This is a genomic window from Aquabacterium sp., from assembly GCF_050725395.1.
Lineage (GTDB): Bacteria > Pseudomonadota > Gammaproteobacteria > Burkholderiales > Burkholderiaceae_C > Aquabacterium.
In genome coordinates, this window is sequence record NZ_JBOHHL010000003.1 from 64,456 (window position 1) to 80,372 (window position 15,917).

General features: G+C 63.2%; 14 protein-coding genes and 1 tRNA gene. 14 read left to right on the plus strand and 1 reads right to left on the minus strand.

Annotated features, from left to right (window positions below):
• Position 1: 1 nt before the first annotated feature.
• From ACREB4_RS02975 to ACREB4_RS03030, 12 genes are all read left to right on the plus strand, one after another.
• Positions 2–2,341, plus strand: a complete 2,340-nt coding sequence (locus ACREB4_RS02975) for an ATP-binding protein (protein ID WP_431586703.1) — start codon at positions 2–4, stop codon at positions 2,339–2,341.
• Positions 2,342–2,372: 31 nt separating this feature from the next.
• Complete coding sequence (locus ACREB4_RS02980) at positions 2,373–3,125, plus strand: response regulator (RefSeq protein WP_431586704.1); 753 nt, start codon at positions 2,373–2,375, stop codon at positions 3,123–3,125.
• Positions 3,126–3,158: 33 nt separating this feature from the next.
• Positions 3,159–3,234: transfer RNA gene (locus tag ACREB4_RS02985), tRNA-Phe, on the plus strand.
• Positions 3,235–3,308: 74 nt separating this feature from the next.
• Entirely contained in the window at positions 3,309–4,139 is an 831-nt protein-coding gene (locus tag ACREB4_RS02990) for a glycosyltransferase family 25 protein (protein ID WP_431586705.1), read from the plus strand.
• Between the two features lie 4 nt (positions 4,140–4,143).
• The gene (locus tag ACREB4_RS02995; protein WP_431586706.1) at positions 4,144–5,067 is read left to right on the plus strand and encodes a glycosyltransferase family 2 protein; all 924 of its coding nucleotides are present in this window, start codon (positions 4,144–4,146) and stop codon (positions 5,065–5,067) included.
• Positions 5,067–6,851 carry a glycosyltransferase family 2 protein gene (locus ACREB4_RS03000; protein WP_431586707.1) on the plus strand — a complete coding sequence of 595 codons (1,785 nt, stop codon included), beginning with the start codon at positions 5,067–5,069 and terminating at the stop codon, positions 6,849–6,851. The genes ACREB4_RS02995 and ACREB4_RS03000 overlap by 1 nt, the downstream gene beginning before the upstream one ends.
• Before the next feature lie 25 nt (positions 6,852–6,876).
• On the plus strand, positions 6,877–7,791 hold the full coding sequence (locus tag ACREB4_RS03005) for a glycosyltransferase family 2 protein (protein WP_431586708.1): 915 nt from the start codon (positions 6,877–6,879) through the stop codon (positions 7,789–7,791).
• Positions 7,788–9,590 (plus strand): glycosyltransferase family 2 protein, encoded by a 1,803-nt coding sequence (locus ACREB4_RS03010; protein WP_431586709.1) that lies wholly within the window; start codon positions 7,788–7,790, stop codon positions 9,588–9,590. The genes ACREB4_RS03005 and ACREB4_RS03010 overlap by 4 nt, the downstream gene beginning before the upstream one ends.
• 22 nt (positions 9,591–9,612) lie before the next feature.
• Positions 9,613–10,623, plus strand: a complete 1,011-nt coding sequence (locus ACREB4_RS03015) for a glycosyltransferase family 2 protein (RefSeq protein ID WP_431586710.1) — start codon at positions 9,613–9,615, stop codon at positions 10,621–10,623.
• A 31-nt stretch (positions 10,624–10,654) separates the two neighbouring features.
• Positions 10,655–11,056 (plus strand): sugar 3,4-ketoisomerase, encoded by a 402-nt coding sequence (locus ACREB4_RS03020; RefSeq protein WP_431586711.1) that lies wholly within the window; start codon positions 10,655–10,657, stop codon positions 11,054–11,056.
• 33 nt (positions 11,057–11,089) lie between these two features.
• Positions 11,090–12,193 carry a DegT/DnrJ/EryC1/StrS family aminotransferase gene (locus ACREB4_RS03025; protein ID WP_431586712.1) on the plus strand — a complete coding sequence of 368 codons (1,104 nt, stop codon included), beginning with the start codon at positions 11,090–11,092 and terminating at the stop codon, positions 12,191–12,193.
• A gap of 12 nt (positions 12,194–12,205) precedes the next feature.
• Entirely contained in the window at positions 12,206–12,955 is a 750-nt protein-coding gene (locus ACREB4_RS03030) for an N-acetyltransferase (RefSeq protein WP_431586713.1), read from the plus strand.
• Positions 12,956–12,977: 22 nt separating this feature from the next.
• Here the strand turns inward: ACREB4_RS03030 and ACREB4_RS03035 are convergent, their stop codons facing one another.
• A complete protein-coding gene (locus ACREB4_RS03035) occupies positions 12,978–14,165 on the minus strand; it encodes a hypothetical protein (RefSeq protein ID WP_431586714.1) in 1,188 nt (395 codons plus the stop codon).
• A gap of 138 nt (positions 14,166–14,303) precedes the next feature.
• On the opposite strand from ACREB4_RS03035, the gene ACREB4_RS03040 reads away from it, so the two are divergent.
• Complete coding sequence (locus tag ACREB4_RS03040) at positions 14,304–14,972, plus strand: DUF4254 domain-containing protein (RefSeq protein ID WP_431586715.1); 669 nt, start codon at positions 14,304–14,306, stop codon at positions 14,970–14,972.
• Positions 14,972–15,916, plus strand: a complete 945-nt coding sequence (gene waaC, locus ACREB4_RS03045; protein WP_431586716.1) for a lipopolysaccharide heptosyltransferase I — start codon at positions 14,972–14,974, stop codon at positions 15,914–15,916. Before ACREB4_RS03040 ends, waaC begins: the two co-directional genes overlap by 1 nt.
• Position 15,917 lies beyond the last annotated feature (1 nt).

Below are 15,917 nucleotides of genomic sequence, written 5' to 3' on the forward strand. Positions count from 1 at the left end.
CATGAGCTCCATCAAAGCCAACCGCTGGGCCTGGATCGTTTCCAGCCTGGCCATGACCGGCGCCGGCCTCGTGCTGGCCTTCATGCTGGTCTTCGCCACCCAGAACGGCGAACGCTACGAACGGCACTTCGAATGGCTGTTCATCGCCAACATCGCCATCGCGTCCTTGCTGGTGCTGGTCATCGTGTTGGCGCTGGCCCGCCTGGCCGTGCGCCTGCGGCGCCGCAAGTTCGGCAGCCGCCTGTTGCTCAAGCTCGCCGGCATCTTCGCCGTGGTGGGCGTGATCCCCGGCCTGCTGATCTACACGGTGTCTTACCAGTTCGTGTCGCGCAGCATCGAGACCTGGTTCGACGTGCGCGTTGAAAGCGCCCTCGAAGCCGGCCTCAACCTGGGCCGCAGCACCATCGACACCCTGGGCCTGGACCTGGCCAACAAGACCCGACTGGCCGCCGAGCGCCTGGGCGGCTCGCCCAACAGCGCCGACACCTTGCCCTTGATGCCCGGCGTGCTCGACCTCGAGCGGGTGCGCGAACAGCTCGGTGCGCAGTCCGTGGCCCTGATCAGCGAGACCGGCCAGGTCCAGATCGGCGCGGGCAGCGAGACCCTGCCGATCATGTCGGCCGAACGGGTGCCACTGGCCTGGCGCCAGGAGGCTCGAAACAAAGGCGTGGTCAACATCATCGAAGGCCTGGAAGAAAAAGGCGACAGCACCGCGCCCATCCCGCTCAACAGCGTGAACACCGAGGCCCGCATCGTGGTGCTGGCCTGGATGCCCGACCGCAGTTTCAGCCTGCAGAGCAAAGCCCACTACCTGCTGGTGACGCAGAAGCTGCGCGCTGACCTCGTCAAGAACGCCCTGGACGTGCAGAACGCCTACCGCGAATACCAGCAGCGCTCGCTGGGCCGCGAAGGCCTGCGGCGCATGTACATCGGCACGCTGACCCTGGCACTGATCCTGGCCGTGTTCGGCGCGCTGCTGCTCGCGGCCATCCTCGGCCAGCAACTGGCCCACCCGCTGCTGCTGCTGGCCGAAGGCGTGGACAAGGTGGCCAAGGGCGACCTGAGCCCCAAAGCCATCTTCGCGAGCCACGATGAACTCGGCGGCCTGACGCGTTCCTTCGCCGCCATGACCCAGCAATTGTCCGACGCCCGCAACCTGGCCCAGCGCAGCGTGGCCGAACTCGACAGCGCCCGCGGCCACTTGCAGACCATCCTCGACAACCTCACCGCTGGCGTCATCGTGTTCGACGAGCACGGCAACATCGACACCGTCAACCCTGGCGCCACCCGCATCCTGCGCCTGCCCTTGTCGGCCTACCGCGGCCGGCCTTTGTCAGACGTGCCCGGCCTGCAGACCTTTGCCGATGCCCTGACCGAACGCTTCGAGCTTTACGCCAGCGACCCCACGCCGGGCGAACGCCAGCAATGGCAAGAGTCGTATGAGTTGCAACTGAGCCCCGAGCAAGAGCCGCAGACCCTGCTGGTGCGAGGCGCCGACCTGCCACCTGACGCCAACCTCATCGTGTTCGACGACATCACCGAGGTCGTGTCGGCCCAGCGCGCCGAAGCCTGGGCCGAGGTTGCGCGGCGCGTGGCCCACGAGATCAAGAACCCGCTCACGCCCATCCAGCTGTCGGCCGAACGCATCCAGCTCAAGCTCGAAGACAAGCTCGACGAGCCCGGTCGTGCGCTGCTCAACCGCTCGGTCAACACCATCGTCACGCAGGTGCAGGCCCTCAAGACCTTGATCAACGAGTTCCGCGACTACGCGCGCCTGCCGACGGCCAAGCTCGTCCCGCTTGACCTGAACGCTTTGATCACCGACGTGCTGGCCCTGTACGGACACGCGATCGACAAGGGCTTGCTGGTCACAGAACTGGCACCCGAACTGCCCACCATCCTGGGCGATGCCACCTTGCTCCGGCAAGTTGTGCACAACCTCGTGCAGAACGCGCTGGACGTGGTCAACGAACATCCGCCATCGGACCAAGCCCCTCAAGTGCTTGTTCGCACCGATGTTCCGCGCCACCCCGATGGCAGCATTCGTGCGGTCAGGCTCGCGGTGCGCGACAATGGCCCGGGCTTTTCAGACAAAATACTCAAGCGGGCTTTCGAGCCCTACGTCACCACCAAAGCAAAAGGAACCGGCCTCGGCTTGGCCGTCGTCAAGAAAATCGCCGATGAACACCATGCCCTGGTGCGCATCAGAAACGTCGAAAACCCCGACACAATGGCCGCACCCCCAGGCAAGCCCTCGGAAGAAGTCGTTTGGAGAGGCGCTCAAGTTTCGTTATCATTTTCAAAGCTGTCATCCACATTACCTCTGGCTGGTACACACTAGTCGTGTTCCGACTACCGAGGACATTAAATTCATGGCCACCATTCTTGTAGTTGACGACGAACTGGGCATCCGTGCCCTGCTCTCAGAAATCCTCACCGACGAAGGTCATTCCGTCGAAGTCGCCGAAAACGCGGCGCAAGCCCGCACCATGCGAGAGTCCTGCAAGCCAGACCTGGTCTTGCTCGACATCTGGATGCCCGATGTCGATGGCGTCACGCTCCTCAAGGAATGGTCCGCCAACGGCCAACTCACGATGCCCGTGATCATGATGTCCGGCCACGGCACCATCGACACCGCGGTCGAAGCCACCAAGTTCGGCGCGCAAGCCTTCCTCGAAAAACCAGTGACCATGCAGAAGCTGCTGCGCGCTGTCGAGCAGGGCCTGACCAAGCCCGCACCACGCGCCAACACCTCGCAAGCGCCCGTGCACCTGGCCACGGTCACGCCCATCACGGCCGCCCCGTCCTACAGCAGCATGCCCAGCCTGGCCGCGGTGCGCATCGAGTCGCACCACCCGGTCGACACGCACCACCATGCCCCGGCCAACCATGGCTTCGCCACGCACCAGGCGCTGTCGCACGAGCAAAGCTTCGAGCTCGACCGCCCCTTGCGTGAAGCCCGCGATGATTTCGAACGCGCCTACTTCGAGTTCCACCTGGCCCGCGAAGGCGGCAGCATGACGCGCGTCGCCGAGAAGACCGGCCTGGAACGCACCCACCTGTACCGCAAGCTCAAACAATTGGGCGTTGACCTGAGCCGCAACAAAAAAGCGGCTGCAAACTGATGTATACTTTTGGTCTTCGCTGATGAAGCGAGCGGCCAAGTAGCTCAGTCGGTAGAGCAGCGGATTGAAAATCCGCGTGTCGGTGGTTCGATTCCGCCCTTGGCCACCAAATTCAAAAGCCCCGCCAGCGTTCTGCTTGCGGGGCTTTTTCAATCCGGGACTTGATCGCAGAAAGTGCACCAGATGCAGACCCTGATCATCAACTTGCCAAGGCACAGCGATCGGCTGGCGTTCCAGACGGCACAGATGGCCAGGTTGGACCTGCGCTACCAGTTGGTCGATGCCGTCGACGCGGCCACCCTGCCCGACAGTACCTACCAGCGCCTGCACCTCACCTGGGAACGCCCTCTTCGCAAGGCCGAGGTCTGCTGCTTCCTGAGCCATGTGAACGCCTGGCAGGCCGTGGTGAAGAGCGGCGAGCCCGCCCTGATCCTGGAAGACGATGCCGTGCTGGCCGATGGCGTTCCACCGCTGTTGAACCGCCTGCAGTCACGCAAGGACACCGACCTGGCGGTGCTGGAAATCCGTGGCCGCAAGAAGATCCTGGGCAAGCGCGTTCAGGCCATCACCCCGGACTTTGGCGTGCTCGATCTCTTCCAGGACCGGACCGGATCGGCCGGCTACGTGGTCTGGCCGTCCGGCGCGCAGAAGCTGCTGGACAAGGCCAATCGCGGGCTGGCGGGTCCTTCGGACGCCTTCATCAGCAGCCACTACGCCTTGCGCGCGGTGCAGGTGGAGCCCGCCGCCATCGTTCAACTCGACATGTGCGAGCACTATGGCCTGCGGTCCGCCGCAGGTGGCACGTCTTCCATCGGCATCGTCGGCAGGCCGCCTGTCGCCAGCAAGGCGCGAGGCCTGTTCGTGGTCCGGCGGCTCATGTCGCAGCTCCGCATTGGCTGGCGCATCCTGAGCGTGTGGCACAAGGCCGAACGGCGCCATGTGCGGCTGAACCCGCACCAGTTCAGCAACGCGCTGACGGGCGAATCCACCAGCACCGCTTCGCTGGCAAAATAGCACCATGTCCAGCACCGTCATGACTCCTCCGGCAGCGTCGGTCGCGGCAGACCTTGCGCGCGTCACCGTGGTGCTGGTGACCTTCCACAGCGCACACTGCGCCCCCGAACTGGGCCGCGCGCTGGCAGACTTTCCGCACGTCACGGTGGTCGACAACGCCAGCACCGACGACACGCTCGAACAATTCCGCCGCCACCTGCCCAAGGCCGCCTTGCTGGCCAATGACCGCAACCTGGGTTTTGGCGCGGCCAACAACCGGGGCATCTGGGCCGCCGGCACCGAGTTTGTCCTGCTGCTCAACCCCGATTGCGTGGTCAGCGCCGAAGCGGTGAGCCAGCTCATCCGGTGCGCCGACACCTACCCAGGCGCGGCCATGATCGGACCGCAGCTGCTGGGGCGCTCCGGCCAGGCCGACATCAGCTACACCTGGGCCCCGAACACCTGGTCAGCCCTGGGCCCAGGCGCCGAGGCCGAGGCCTGCGTGGGCTTCATCTCCGGGGCCTGCATGCTGATCCGCCGCGACGCCATGCTGCGCATCCAGGGCTTCGACGAAGGCTTCTTCCTTTACTACGAAGACACCGACCTTTGCCTGCGCCTGGCCCGGCAGTGCGGTGAACTGATCGTGGCCCCTCAGGCCTTGGTCACGCACCTGTCACGCGGTTCAAGTGGCGGCAGCGGACGCTTCAAGGCCGAGTACATGCGCGGCTACCACCACATCCAGTCCAAGTTCCTGTTCAACCTCAAACACCTGGGAGAGCAGGTGTCCACGGCACGTCGCTGGCGCTATTGCATGACCGCCGCGCTCGAAATGATGGTCCGCGTGCTGGTGCTGGACCTGGTCCGGGCCACGCGGGTGCTGGGCCGCGTCGTGGGCGCCTGGCGCTACCCCGACGACATGCGCACGCGGCAACGGGCTTTGTCATCTTGATGAAGCTGCTCGACAAACCGCGGGGCCTGCTCCGCGACGCATTGCAGAATTTGAAGCAGGGCCTGCGTGCGGCCAATCGGCAACGCCTGTACCGCCGCCGGATGAAGCGGGGGGTCGACTACACCGCGTGGATCGCCGCCCACGACACGCCCTCCGCGCAAGACCGGTCCGCCTGGCGGCAATGGGTGCAGGCCCACCCCCAGGCCCCTGTCATCGACATGGTGCTGAATGCGGAGGCTGACAGCGACGTCGCGCAGCTCAAGCGCAGCATCCAAAGCCTCTTGAACCAGGTCTACCCGCATTGGCGACTGGCTGTCACCCTGCCCACCTCGGGTGCCGATGCACAAGTGGCGCTTGTTCAACAGCTGGCCGCGGACGAACCGCGCATCCGGCTGTGTCTCGCGCCGCAAGGCGCGCCACCGGGCAAGCATGCGGCCCTCGCATTGCAGACCTGCCAGGGTGCCTGGACGGGCGTGATGCATCCCGGTGATCAGTTGCGCGAGCAGGCTTTGCTGGTGTTGGCGCAGACCTTGCAAAAGCACCCGGAGGCGGTCGTGGTCTACCCCGATGAAGACCAGGTCAACGCGCAAGGCCGCCGCAGCCACCACCACTTCAAGCCCGACTGGAACGCCGACTACCAACGCTCCGCCAACTACATCGGACACGTTTGCTGGGTGTCACGCGCCCATTTGATCGAGTGCACTGGCGGTGGGGGGATGCAGGGCTATGAAGTGCTGCTGCACTGCACCGAAAGCCTGCCTGCACAGCGGATCGTCCATGTGCCGCGGGTGCTGTGGCACCGGGCCACGCCGGTCAAAACCTGGTTGGCCCAAGAAGACCTGCCCTCCCTGCAGTCGCACCTCGATCGTCATTCGCCGGGCGCGAAGGCCGAAGTGACCGGGCAAGGCCTTCTCAGGGTCCACCATGCCATCCCTGACCCCGCGCCCCTGGTGTCGATCGTGATCTGCACGCGCAACCAGTTCAAGCTGCTGCAAACCTGCATCGACTCCATCACCCGGATCACCCGTTACCCGCACTACGAATTCATCATTGTCGACAACGGCTCTGACGAATCCCGCACGCTGGACTACCTGGCGCAACTGCCTGCTCGGGATCCACGCGTCCGCGTCATCCGCGACGACAGTCCCTTCAACTACGCTGCCCTGAATAACATGGCCGTGGGCCACGCCAGGGGCGAACTCGTGGCTCTGCTCAACAACGACATCGAGGCGATCCACGCGGACTGGTTGAACGAAATGGTAGGCCATGCCCTGCGCCCCGAAGTGGGCTGCGTGGGCGCGAAACTGCTTTACCCCAACGACACCGTCCAGCATGTGGGCGTGCTGGTGGGGCCGGGCAAGGATGCGCCGGATGCGATCGCGGCCCACTACCTGCGCGGCATCCCTCGCCATGCGCCTGGTTACGCCAACCGTGCGATCGCAACCCTGCAGCTCACCGCCGTCACCGCCGCCTGCCTGGTCATCCGCAAAGCCACTTTCTTGCAGGTGGGCGGGCTGGACGCGGAACACCTGGCCGTGACCTACAACGACGTCGACTTCTGCCTTCGCGTCGGAGAGCTCGGGCTGCGCCACGTGCTCACCCCCCACGCCGTGCTGTACCACCACGAATCGGTCAGCCGCGGCCGTGATGCCTCCAGCAAGAACAAGGCGCGCTTTTTGCCAGAGCAGGCCTACATGCAGCAACGGTGGGCCAGGCACCTGGACCACGACCCCTGCTACAACCCGAATCTGAGCCATCAGAAGCCCGACTTCCTGCTGGCTTGAGCAGAGCGATCACGCAAGAGACGCCATGAGCAATTACTTCTCGAAGCTGTTTCTGGCCTTGAAAATGGCCAACTACCAACGGCTCAGAAAGCGCCGTGAACCGCAGCGCGCGGCCTATCGGCAATGGGTTGCCGAAAACGACACCATCGACGCCGACAAGCTGCGCGCCCTGGAAGCGAGCTGTGAGCAACTGACCCGGCGCCCGCGCATCTCCGTCATCATGCCGGTGTACAACGCACCACTGCAGTGGCTGGACGAGGCCATCGAGTCGGTGCGCCAACAGGTTTACCAGGACTGGGAACTGTGCATCGCCGATGATTGCTCCAGTGACCCACGGGTCCGTCCATTCCTGCAAAAAAAGGCAGCCGAGGATGCGCGGATCAAACTCACCTTGCGTCCCGTCAACGGTCACATCTCCGCCGCGTCCAACTCCGCCATCGAGCAGGCCACGGGCGAGTTCCTGGCCTTCATGGACCAGGACGACCTCATCCCGCGGCACGCCCTTCTGGAGGTCGCCCTCTGCATCAACCACCATCCACAAGCGCAGTTCATCTACACGGACGAGGACAAGATCGACGAGCACAGCCAGCGTGAGTCGCCCACGCGCAAGACAGGCTGGTCACCCGGCCTGCTGACCCAGCTGAACAAGGTGTCGCACCTGGTGGTCTATCGCCAGGAGTTGGTCGCGAGTGTGGGGGGGTTGAGGGTCGGCTTCGAAGGCGCCCAGGACCACGATCTGGCCTTGCGCTGCTCCGAGCAGCTGGATGCCACGCAGATCATCCACATTCCAAAGATCCTGTATCACTGGCGCTCGCATTCGAACAGCACGGCCCAGGTTCGTTCGTCTAAGCCTTATGCCGTCCTGGCGCGCCGCAAGGCCATCCAGGAACACCTCGTCAGGCAAGCCCAGTGCCCAGGACAATCGCGGCCAGCATCATGAACATCATCAGACCCCTGTCCGACTGGAATCGGAAGCGGCTGGCCAAGCGAAGGGCCGCCAAGAAAAAAACCTACCAGGAATGGATCAGCCACTACGACAACTTTGAAGCGAAGACCATGCCTGCCAATGCTCGCGGGCTGGCCTCCGAGGGACAAGGCCCGAGGATCTCGATCGCCCTGCCCCTCAGGACCGATGATGCGCGCGTCATTCTTGCCTGCGTCGAATCCATCAGGCATCAGTTGTATTCGAACTGGGAGCTGTGCATTGCTGGCCACGCATCCACCGATGCCTTGATCGGTGAGCAGCTTCGAGCCCTTGCCAAGGCCGATGCACGCATCCGCTACATCACCGCACACGAGGCTGGAATCAGCCTCATGCACCTGGCAATCGGACAATGCACCGGGCCCTGCATCGCGGCCATCGGCGACTGCGGCTCACTGCCCGCCCATGCCCTTCTCTTCATCGGCAAGGCCTTGAAGGACGAGCCCAAGCTCTCCTTCCTGTACGTCGATGACGACCACATCGATTCTGCCGGAAACCGCCTGAGCCCGAGGTTCAAACCAGATTGGAACGAATACCTGCTTCGGTCCGGCAACTACATCGGCCATTTCTTCGTCTTCAAAAATGGCCTGCAACAAGGCCTGCATGAAGCGCAGTCGGGCCCGGCTGCTGCCGAGGACTACGACCTGATCCTGAAATGCACCGAACAACTCGACGCGGCGCAGATCGGACACATCCCCTTCGTGCTTTACCACGCGCCCTCGAAAACCGAGGCACGAGCCCTGCCAGGCCACCAGCAGGCGCTCCAGCAACACTACGAACGCAAGGGCGTTGGCGCGACCGTCGAGATCACCGACCAGCAGCAGCTCAGGACCCGCTATGCATTGCCCGCCCAACTGCCCTCGGTGAGCATCATCATCCCTTCCAAGGACCGGCCCCAGCTTCTTCGCAAGTGCGTCAGCAGCATCCTCCACAAGACGCGCTATCCGAACTTCGACATCGTTTTCATCGACAACGGCACCACGGACCCCGAGGCCATCGACCAGATCAAGCAGCTGCTTGCCGATCCACGCTTCAAGGTCATCGAGGACGCCAGCCCTTTCAACTACTCACGGCTCAACAACGCCGCGGTTCGCCAGTCGAGCGGCCAGCACGTTTGCCTGATGAACAACGACGTGGAGATCATCGACCCGAACTGGTTGCACGAGATGGTGTCCGTGGCCCTTCAGCCCGGCGTGGGGGCTGTTGGCGCCCGGCTCCTGTACCCCGATACCAGCCTGCAGCACGTGGGTGTCATCGTCGGCCTGGGAGGCGTGGCCGGCCATGCGTTCAAGGGCATGCCCGCCGACGACCCCTGCTACATGGACAGGGCCGTCGTGGTCCAGGAATACTCGGCGGTCACCGCGGCCTGCCTGCTCACCCCTCGGGCCGTCTATGACCGCGTCGGCGGCCTGAATGAAGAGCACTTGACCATCGCCTTCAATGACATCGACTACTGCCTGAAAGTCCGTGAGTCGGGGGACAAGGTCATTTACACCCCTTACGCGGAGTTCTTCCACCACGAATCGGCCTCCCGCGGAAAAGAAGACACGCGCGAGAAGAAACTGAGATTCGCGGGAGAATGCCAATACATGAAGACGCGGTGGGGCCACTGGTTCGCCAGGGACCCTGCCTACAACCCCAACCTGACCATCAATTTCGAGGATTTCTCCCTGGCCACCCCACCCAAGGCGACGCCCAGGCATTTCCTGCAGAGCCCATTTTCAGCCCACGTTCAACCCCGGACTCAAGGATCGTGACGCCATCGATGGCCGCCCAACCATGACCCAAGTACAGAAGGCACACCGCGCCTGCTTCCTCATGCTGACCTACAACCAGGCCCATCTGGTGCGGGAGTCGGCCCTGGCAGCGCTGGCCCAAGATTGTGAGCCACTGGAGATTGTGTTCTCCGACGATGCGTCGACCGACAACACCTTCGAGGTGCTGCAGGAAATCGCCGCCACTTACCGTGGCCCCCACCGGCTCACGGTCCGGCGCAACCCCAGGAACCTTGGCATCGGCGAGCACGTCAACCTGCTCATTCGCGAATCCCGCAGTGCATTCTTCATCGCTTCTGCCGGTGACGACATTTCCCTGCCCGCCCGCTCCCGCACCCTGATCGAGGCCTGGGACCGCAGTGGCCAGAAGGCCGACCTGATCAGCAGCCAGTGCGTCCGCATGCACTTCGATGGCACGCTCGGCGAACCCAAGCCCACCGACAAGCTCGACGAGGTCACGCCCGCCCAGTGGCTGGAGAACCGACCCTTCATCATTGGCGCCACGCACGCCTTCACGAAGCGGCTGCACGAGCATTTCGGCCCGTTCAACAGCGATGTCGTCTGTGAAGACCAGGCCATGGTCTTCCGCGCAGTTTGCCTGGGCACCGCCATGACCTTGCCCGATTTTCATGTGCACTACCGCGACGGCGGCGTTTCCAAGCAACCTGCGCTCGACACCAAAGCCCAACGCCTGGCCTGGGAACGCAAGACGCGCCGCCTCCACATCATCGAGATGCGGCAGGTGCTGCGCGATGCGCAGACCGCCGGACATGGAGAATTGGCCAGAAGCCACCTGAGCAACAAGCTGCACACCCTCACCTTCCTGGATGACCTGGGGCAGCACGAGAACGACACCTTCAGCGGTTTGATGGCGGTGGGCCGCCGGCATCCCGAAGTCCCGTTCTTCTGGCGCTACAAGAAAGTGCTCAAAGCATACTTCGGCGAGTCTTATGCTGTCATCCGGCGCCAAAACGAAGCGCGCAAGCAATTCTTCCGGCGCCTGAGGAAGCGGTGACCGGACCCCTGGCTGCCAACTAAGCAATACCATGAACATCAAACTGTTTCCACTGCAAAAACATGGTGATGACCGTGGCTCGTTGATCGCGCTTGAAGAGGGCATCAATGTGCCCTTCACGGTGCGTCGGGTGTATTACATGTACGAAACCCAGAAAGGCGTGCGCCGGGGCTTCCATGCCCACAAGGATCTGAAGCAACTCGTCATCGCCGTGCGCGGCAGTTGCCGCTTCCTCCTGGACGATGGCCAGGAACAGATCGAACTCCTGCTGGACAACCCGGCACAAGGGCTGTTGGTCGAGGCCATGATCTGGCGAGAGATGTACGATTTCTCGGAGGATTGCGTGCTCATGGTCCTCGCCGACGCCCTTTACGATGAGAGCGACTACATCCGGGACAAGCAGGCTTTTCTTGAGTTGACCAAGAAACCCTGAAGACATTGCCCCATTACTTTGCAGAACCACAACATGCCGATCACTTTCCTGGACCTCAAAGCCATCAACCTGCGCCACGCCCAGGAGTTCAAGGAGGCGGTTGAACGTGTTCTAGAGTCCGGCTGGTACATCCTTGGCCAGGAGGTCAAGGCATTCGAATCACGCTTTGCAGCCTACTGCGACACCAGGCACGCGATCGGCGTCAGCAATGGCCTGGATGCACTGAGCCTGATCCTGGAAGGCTATGGCATCGGCCCCGGCGACGAGGTGATCGTGCCGTCCAATACCTACATCGCCAGCTGGCTCGCTATCAGTCACGTGGGCGCCACTCCCGTGCCCGTCGAACCCATCGAGAACAGCTACAACCTCGACCCCACCCTCATCGAAGCAGCACTGACGCCGCGCACGCGCGCCATCATGCCGGTGCACCTCTACGGTCAGACCGCCGACATGACGCCCATTCTCGACCTCGCCGAAAAACATGGCTTGAAGGTGATCGAGGATGCCGCCCAGGCCCATGGCGCACGCCACAAGGGCAAGCGCGCGGGATCGCTTGGCCACGCCGCCGCCTTCAGCTTCTACCCCGGCAAAAACCTGGGCGCGCTGGGCGATGGAGGCGCCATCACCACAAACGACGAAGCACTGGCGGAACGGGTGCGCAAGCTGCTCAACTATGGATCCAGCGTCAAGTACGTGCACGAGGTGAAGGGGCACAACGCCCGCCTGGATGAACTCCAGGCCGCCTTCCTCAGCGTGAAGCTGCCCCACCTCGACCAGGACAATGCGCGCCGCCAGGAGATCGCTCAGCGCTACCTGTCAGGGCTCGCAGGCCTGCCCATCGTGCTGCCGCAGGTCGCAGCGCACTCGACACCGGTCTGGCATCTCTTCGTCATCCGCCATGCCCAACGCGATCAATTGCGCGCAGCCTTGCAAGACGCCGGCGTTGACACAGTCATCCACTACCCCACGCCGCCCCACCTGCAAGGCGCCTACAAGGAGTTGGGCCTGCGCCCCGGCAGCCTGCCCGTCTGCGAGCGCATCCACGCCGAGGTGCTGAGCCTGCCCATGGGCCCGACCATGACGAACAATGAGGTCGACGCGGTGATCGCAACGCTCAAACGCACACTTGGCGGCTGAAGAGGGATCAGAATGATTCATGACAGCGCCATCGTCTCAACCAAGGCTAGACTTGGGCAGAAGGTCAGCATCGGTCCGTTCTCTATCGTTCACGACAACGTGGAAATTGGCGATGGAACGATCATCGGATCGCATTGCGAACTGGGCATCCCCAGCTCTTTGGGCGATGGCTCCCCGCTGGTCATCGGCGCCAATGGCCTGATCCGGTCGCACAGCATCTTCTACGAAAGCTCATCGTTCGGTAAAAGGCTCGTCACCGGGCACCGCGTGACCGTCCGGGAGATGACCCGGGCCGGCGAGAACCTTCAGATCGGCACGCTTGGCGACATCCAGGGGCATTGCAGCATTGGCCACCATGTGCGCTTCCACAGCAATGTCCACATCGGCCAGAAATCGACGATTGGCGACTGTGTCTGGATATTCCCATATGTAGTGCTGACCAACGACCCTCACCCGCCCAGTGAAGTGCTACTCGGAGTCACCATCGAGGATTTTGTGGCCATCGCCACGATGTCCATCGTCCTCCCGGGGGTCACGATCGGGCGGGGTGCACTGGTCGGCGCGCACAGCTCGGTGAGCCGGGATGTCGAACCGGACACCATCGTGTCGGGCTCGCCCGCGAAGTTCATGGGGGCCACCAGCAAGATCATCCTGAAGGACGGCTCTAACGAAAGTGCCTATCCATGGCGCCGGCATTTCCACCGCGGCTATCCGGATGACCTGGTGGACTCGTGGATCGAAGAGTTCCGCCACCAGGACTGAGCACAGACACCTGGCAACTCACTCAGTGGGTGCCTGATGACCTCAGCTTGCCAGAATGCCTGGCAAGCCACTGGATCACGATCCAGAACAGGATGAGGCTCAGCGCGCCATCGATGTGGCCATGGTCGGGGAAATAAGAAAAAAAACCCGAGACATCGTTGTCCGGATGGTAGTTCTGTGGTTCCGGTATCCGGTTGAAGGCACGGTTCGCAATCAGCCCACCCGCCATCGCCACGACGACAGCCCCGGTCGGCGCCCTGTCGATCAGCGCTCCAAGGAACAGAACGTACAGGGGATAGATGATGAAGAATATCCGGCTCGTGTCCGACCCACCCGCCAGGCCCATGACCACTGCCAATGCCAGGAACACCGCACTGAGGGCAGCAGCGGTTTCCAGGTCCTTGAAGGCGGGCAAACGGTTTTGCAAGGCGGGGATCAAGAATGGCGCCAAGGTCAGCGAAATACCCGCCACCCATTTCAGGACTCCCATGGGATGGGTCAGTTTCAGTGCAATGTTGTGGCTGGCCTGACGGAACTGGCTACCCGAGCAATCTCCCTGCTGGATCAGCTTCATCAGCAACAGTCCCGACAGGGCCAGCAGGATCATCAGGACCAGCGCCTTCGCATTCACGCGCTTCATGGCGAACAAGGCCAAGGGCAACAGAATGGCCAGCAAAGCGCCGGTTTCCTTGAAAAGGCACGACAGGACCAAGGCAAGGATGGCGGGAAAGAAGAATGCTCGGCTCAGGAAATAAGCGGTCACCGCGTAGAAAAGCACGGCTGGCGGATCCACGGTGAAAGGGTAGTAGTGGGGGAAACGCACCGGGCTAAAGAGGTAGAACAGCATGGGCATCAAGCAAGCCCAGACCGTCAGACTCGAATACCTGCCCACCAGGACCAGGTAGCAAAAGCCGATGGCCATGAAACCGCAGACCAGATTAATGACCAGAAAAGACTTCGCCGCGTCAAGATTCAGACGCGAGGCCAGATAAGGCAGGCCGGTCCGCTTGCAAAAAGGATATTCGGCGGGCGCGGCCGCCTGCTTGCCCACGAAATGGTCGTATAACGCGTGGTAACTGATGCCATCCCAGCCGTCACCGCCGCCCGCCAGAATCTGTTTTTGCGACTTCGAATGCGCAAACATCGCCAGAACGGTGACCAGGAGCACCCAGAAAAGATTGCTTGAGGCTATTTTCTTCATCTTGTCCACGCGCCATGTGCCCAGTGGATTATGCGTTGCAATCCGTTGCCGGCCCGAGCCGCCCTTGGCAGGCGCAAGACCGCCCCCGCCGGCTTTGTCTGATAATTGCGCACTTGACCCCCAACCAAGCCCGAGCTGATGCGCCTGATGACCAACCTAGGTGAGCAAGTAAGCCACCTGCACGACAAGACCTTGATGGCCGCAGGCGGCCCTCCGGTCGCCGCCCCCGCCGACCGGCCCGGGCAGCAGGGTCATGCTCATCTGCTTCATCACTGGATCGCCACCAACCATTTCTTCAACAGCAGCCTCTGGGCCGAGGAAGACCTGGCGCGCCGCACCACCGTGGGCGCCGATGACATCGCGCAGAACAAACGCGCCATCGACCAGTTCAACCAGGCCCGCAACGACGCCACCGAACGCATCGATGAAATCCTGTTGACCGAACTGGGGCTGGTCGATGCCACTTCCGCCCACACCGATGCACCAGTGTCCAAGGTCCCGGCCGGCGCACGCCTCAACAGCGAAACCGCCGGCAGCATCATCGACCGGATGTCCATCATGGCGCTGAAGATCCACGCCATGCGCGCCCAGACCCTGCGCACCGATGTGGACGACGCGCACCGCAGCAGCAGCCAGGTCAAGCTCGAGAAGCTCCTCCAGCAGCGCGGCGACCTCGGTCGCTGCCTGGACGAACTCATCGCCGACACGCAAGCCGGCAAGGCCTACTTCAAGGTCTACCGCCAGTTCAAGATGTACAACGACCCTCGCTTCAACCCGGCGTTGGTGGCAGAGCAGCAAGCCAAGGCCCAGGGTTGATGCGCGTCCTGATCGTCAAGACCAGTTCCATGGGCGACGTCGTCCACGCGCTGCCCGCCATCAGCGACATGGCCCAAGCCCACCCCGGCATCCAGATCGACTGGCTCGTCGAGAAAAGTTTCGCCGCGATGCCCAGCCAGCACCGTGCCGTCGATCGTGTCATCGCGCTGCAATGGCGCAAATGGCGCAAAAGCCTGCGCGCTCCAGAGACCCAGGCCGCCATCCGGGCCTGGCGCGCCGAGATGAAGCAACAACGCTACGACCTCGTCATCGACATGCAAGGCCTGCTCAAAAGTGTTGGATTCGCCTGCTTCGCGGATGGCCCCCGCGCGGGCTACGACTGGCGCAGCATCCGCGAACCCCTGGCCAGCCTGTTCTACCAACGACGCGCCTCGGTGTCACGCCAACTGCACGCGGTCGACCGCTGCCGCCAACTGGCTGCCCAGGTGCTCAACTACCCCTTGCCCAGCACACCGCCGGACTTCGGCCTGCGCGTGACCGAACCCGCTTGGCGTCCGGTCCCGGGCCCTTATGCCGTGCTCATCCCCTGTGCCAGCCGCCCAGAGAAGCTGTGGCCTCAGGCCGACTGGATCGCCGTCGGGCGCCAGCTCGCCCACCAGGGCCTGGCAGTCGCCGTGATGTGGGGCAGCCCCGACGAACAGAAGCGCGCCCAGGACATCGCTCAGGCCACCGGCGCCACCGTGCCTCCTTTCCTGACCGTGGCCGAGGCCGCCAACAGCCTGGCCCACGCGGACATCGTGGTCGGCCTCGACACCGGCATGACCCACCTCGCCGCCGCGCACGGACGCACTACCATTGGCATCTACTGCGACCACGAACCCGGCCTGGCCGGCGTCACCGGCCCCGGCCGCGTGGTCAGCCTGGGCGGCAAAGGCCAAGTCCCGCCCCTTCAAGCCGTGCTCGACGCGCTGACCACCCCCTGAG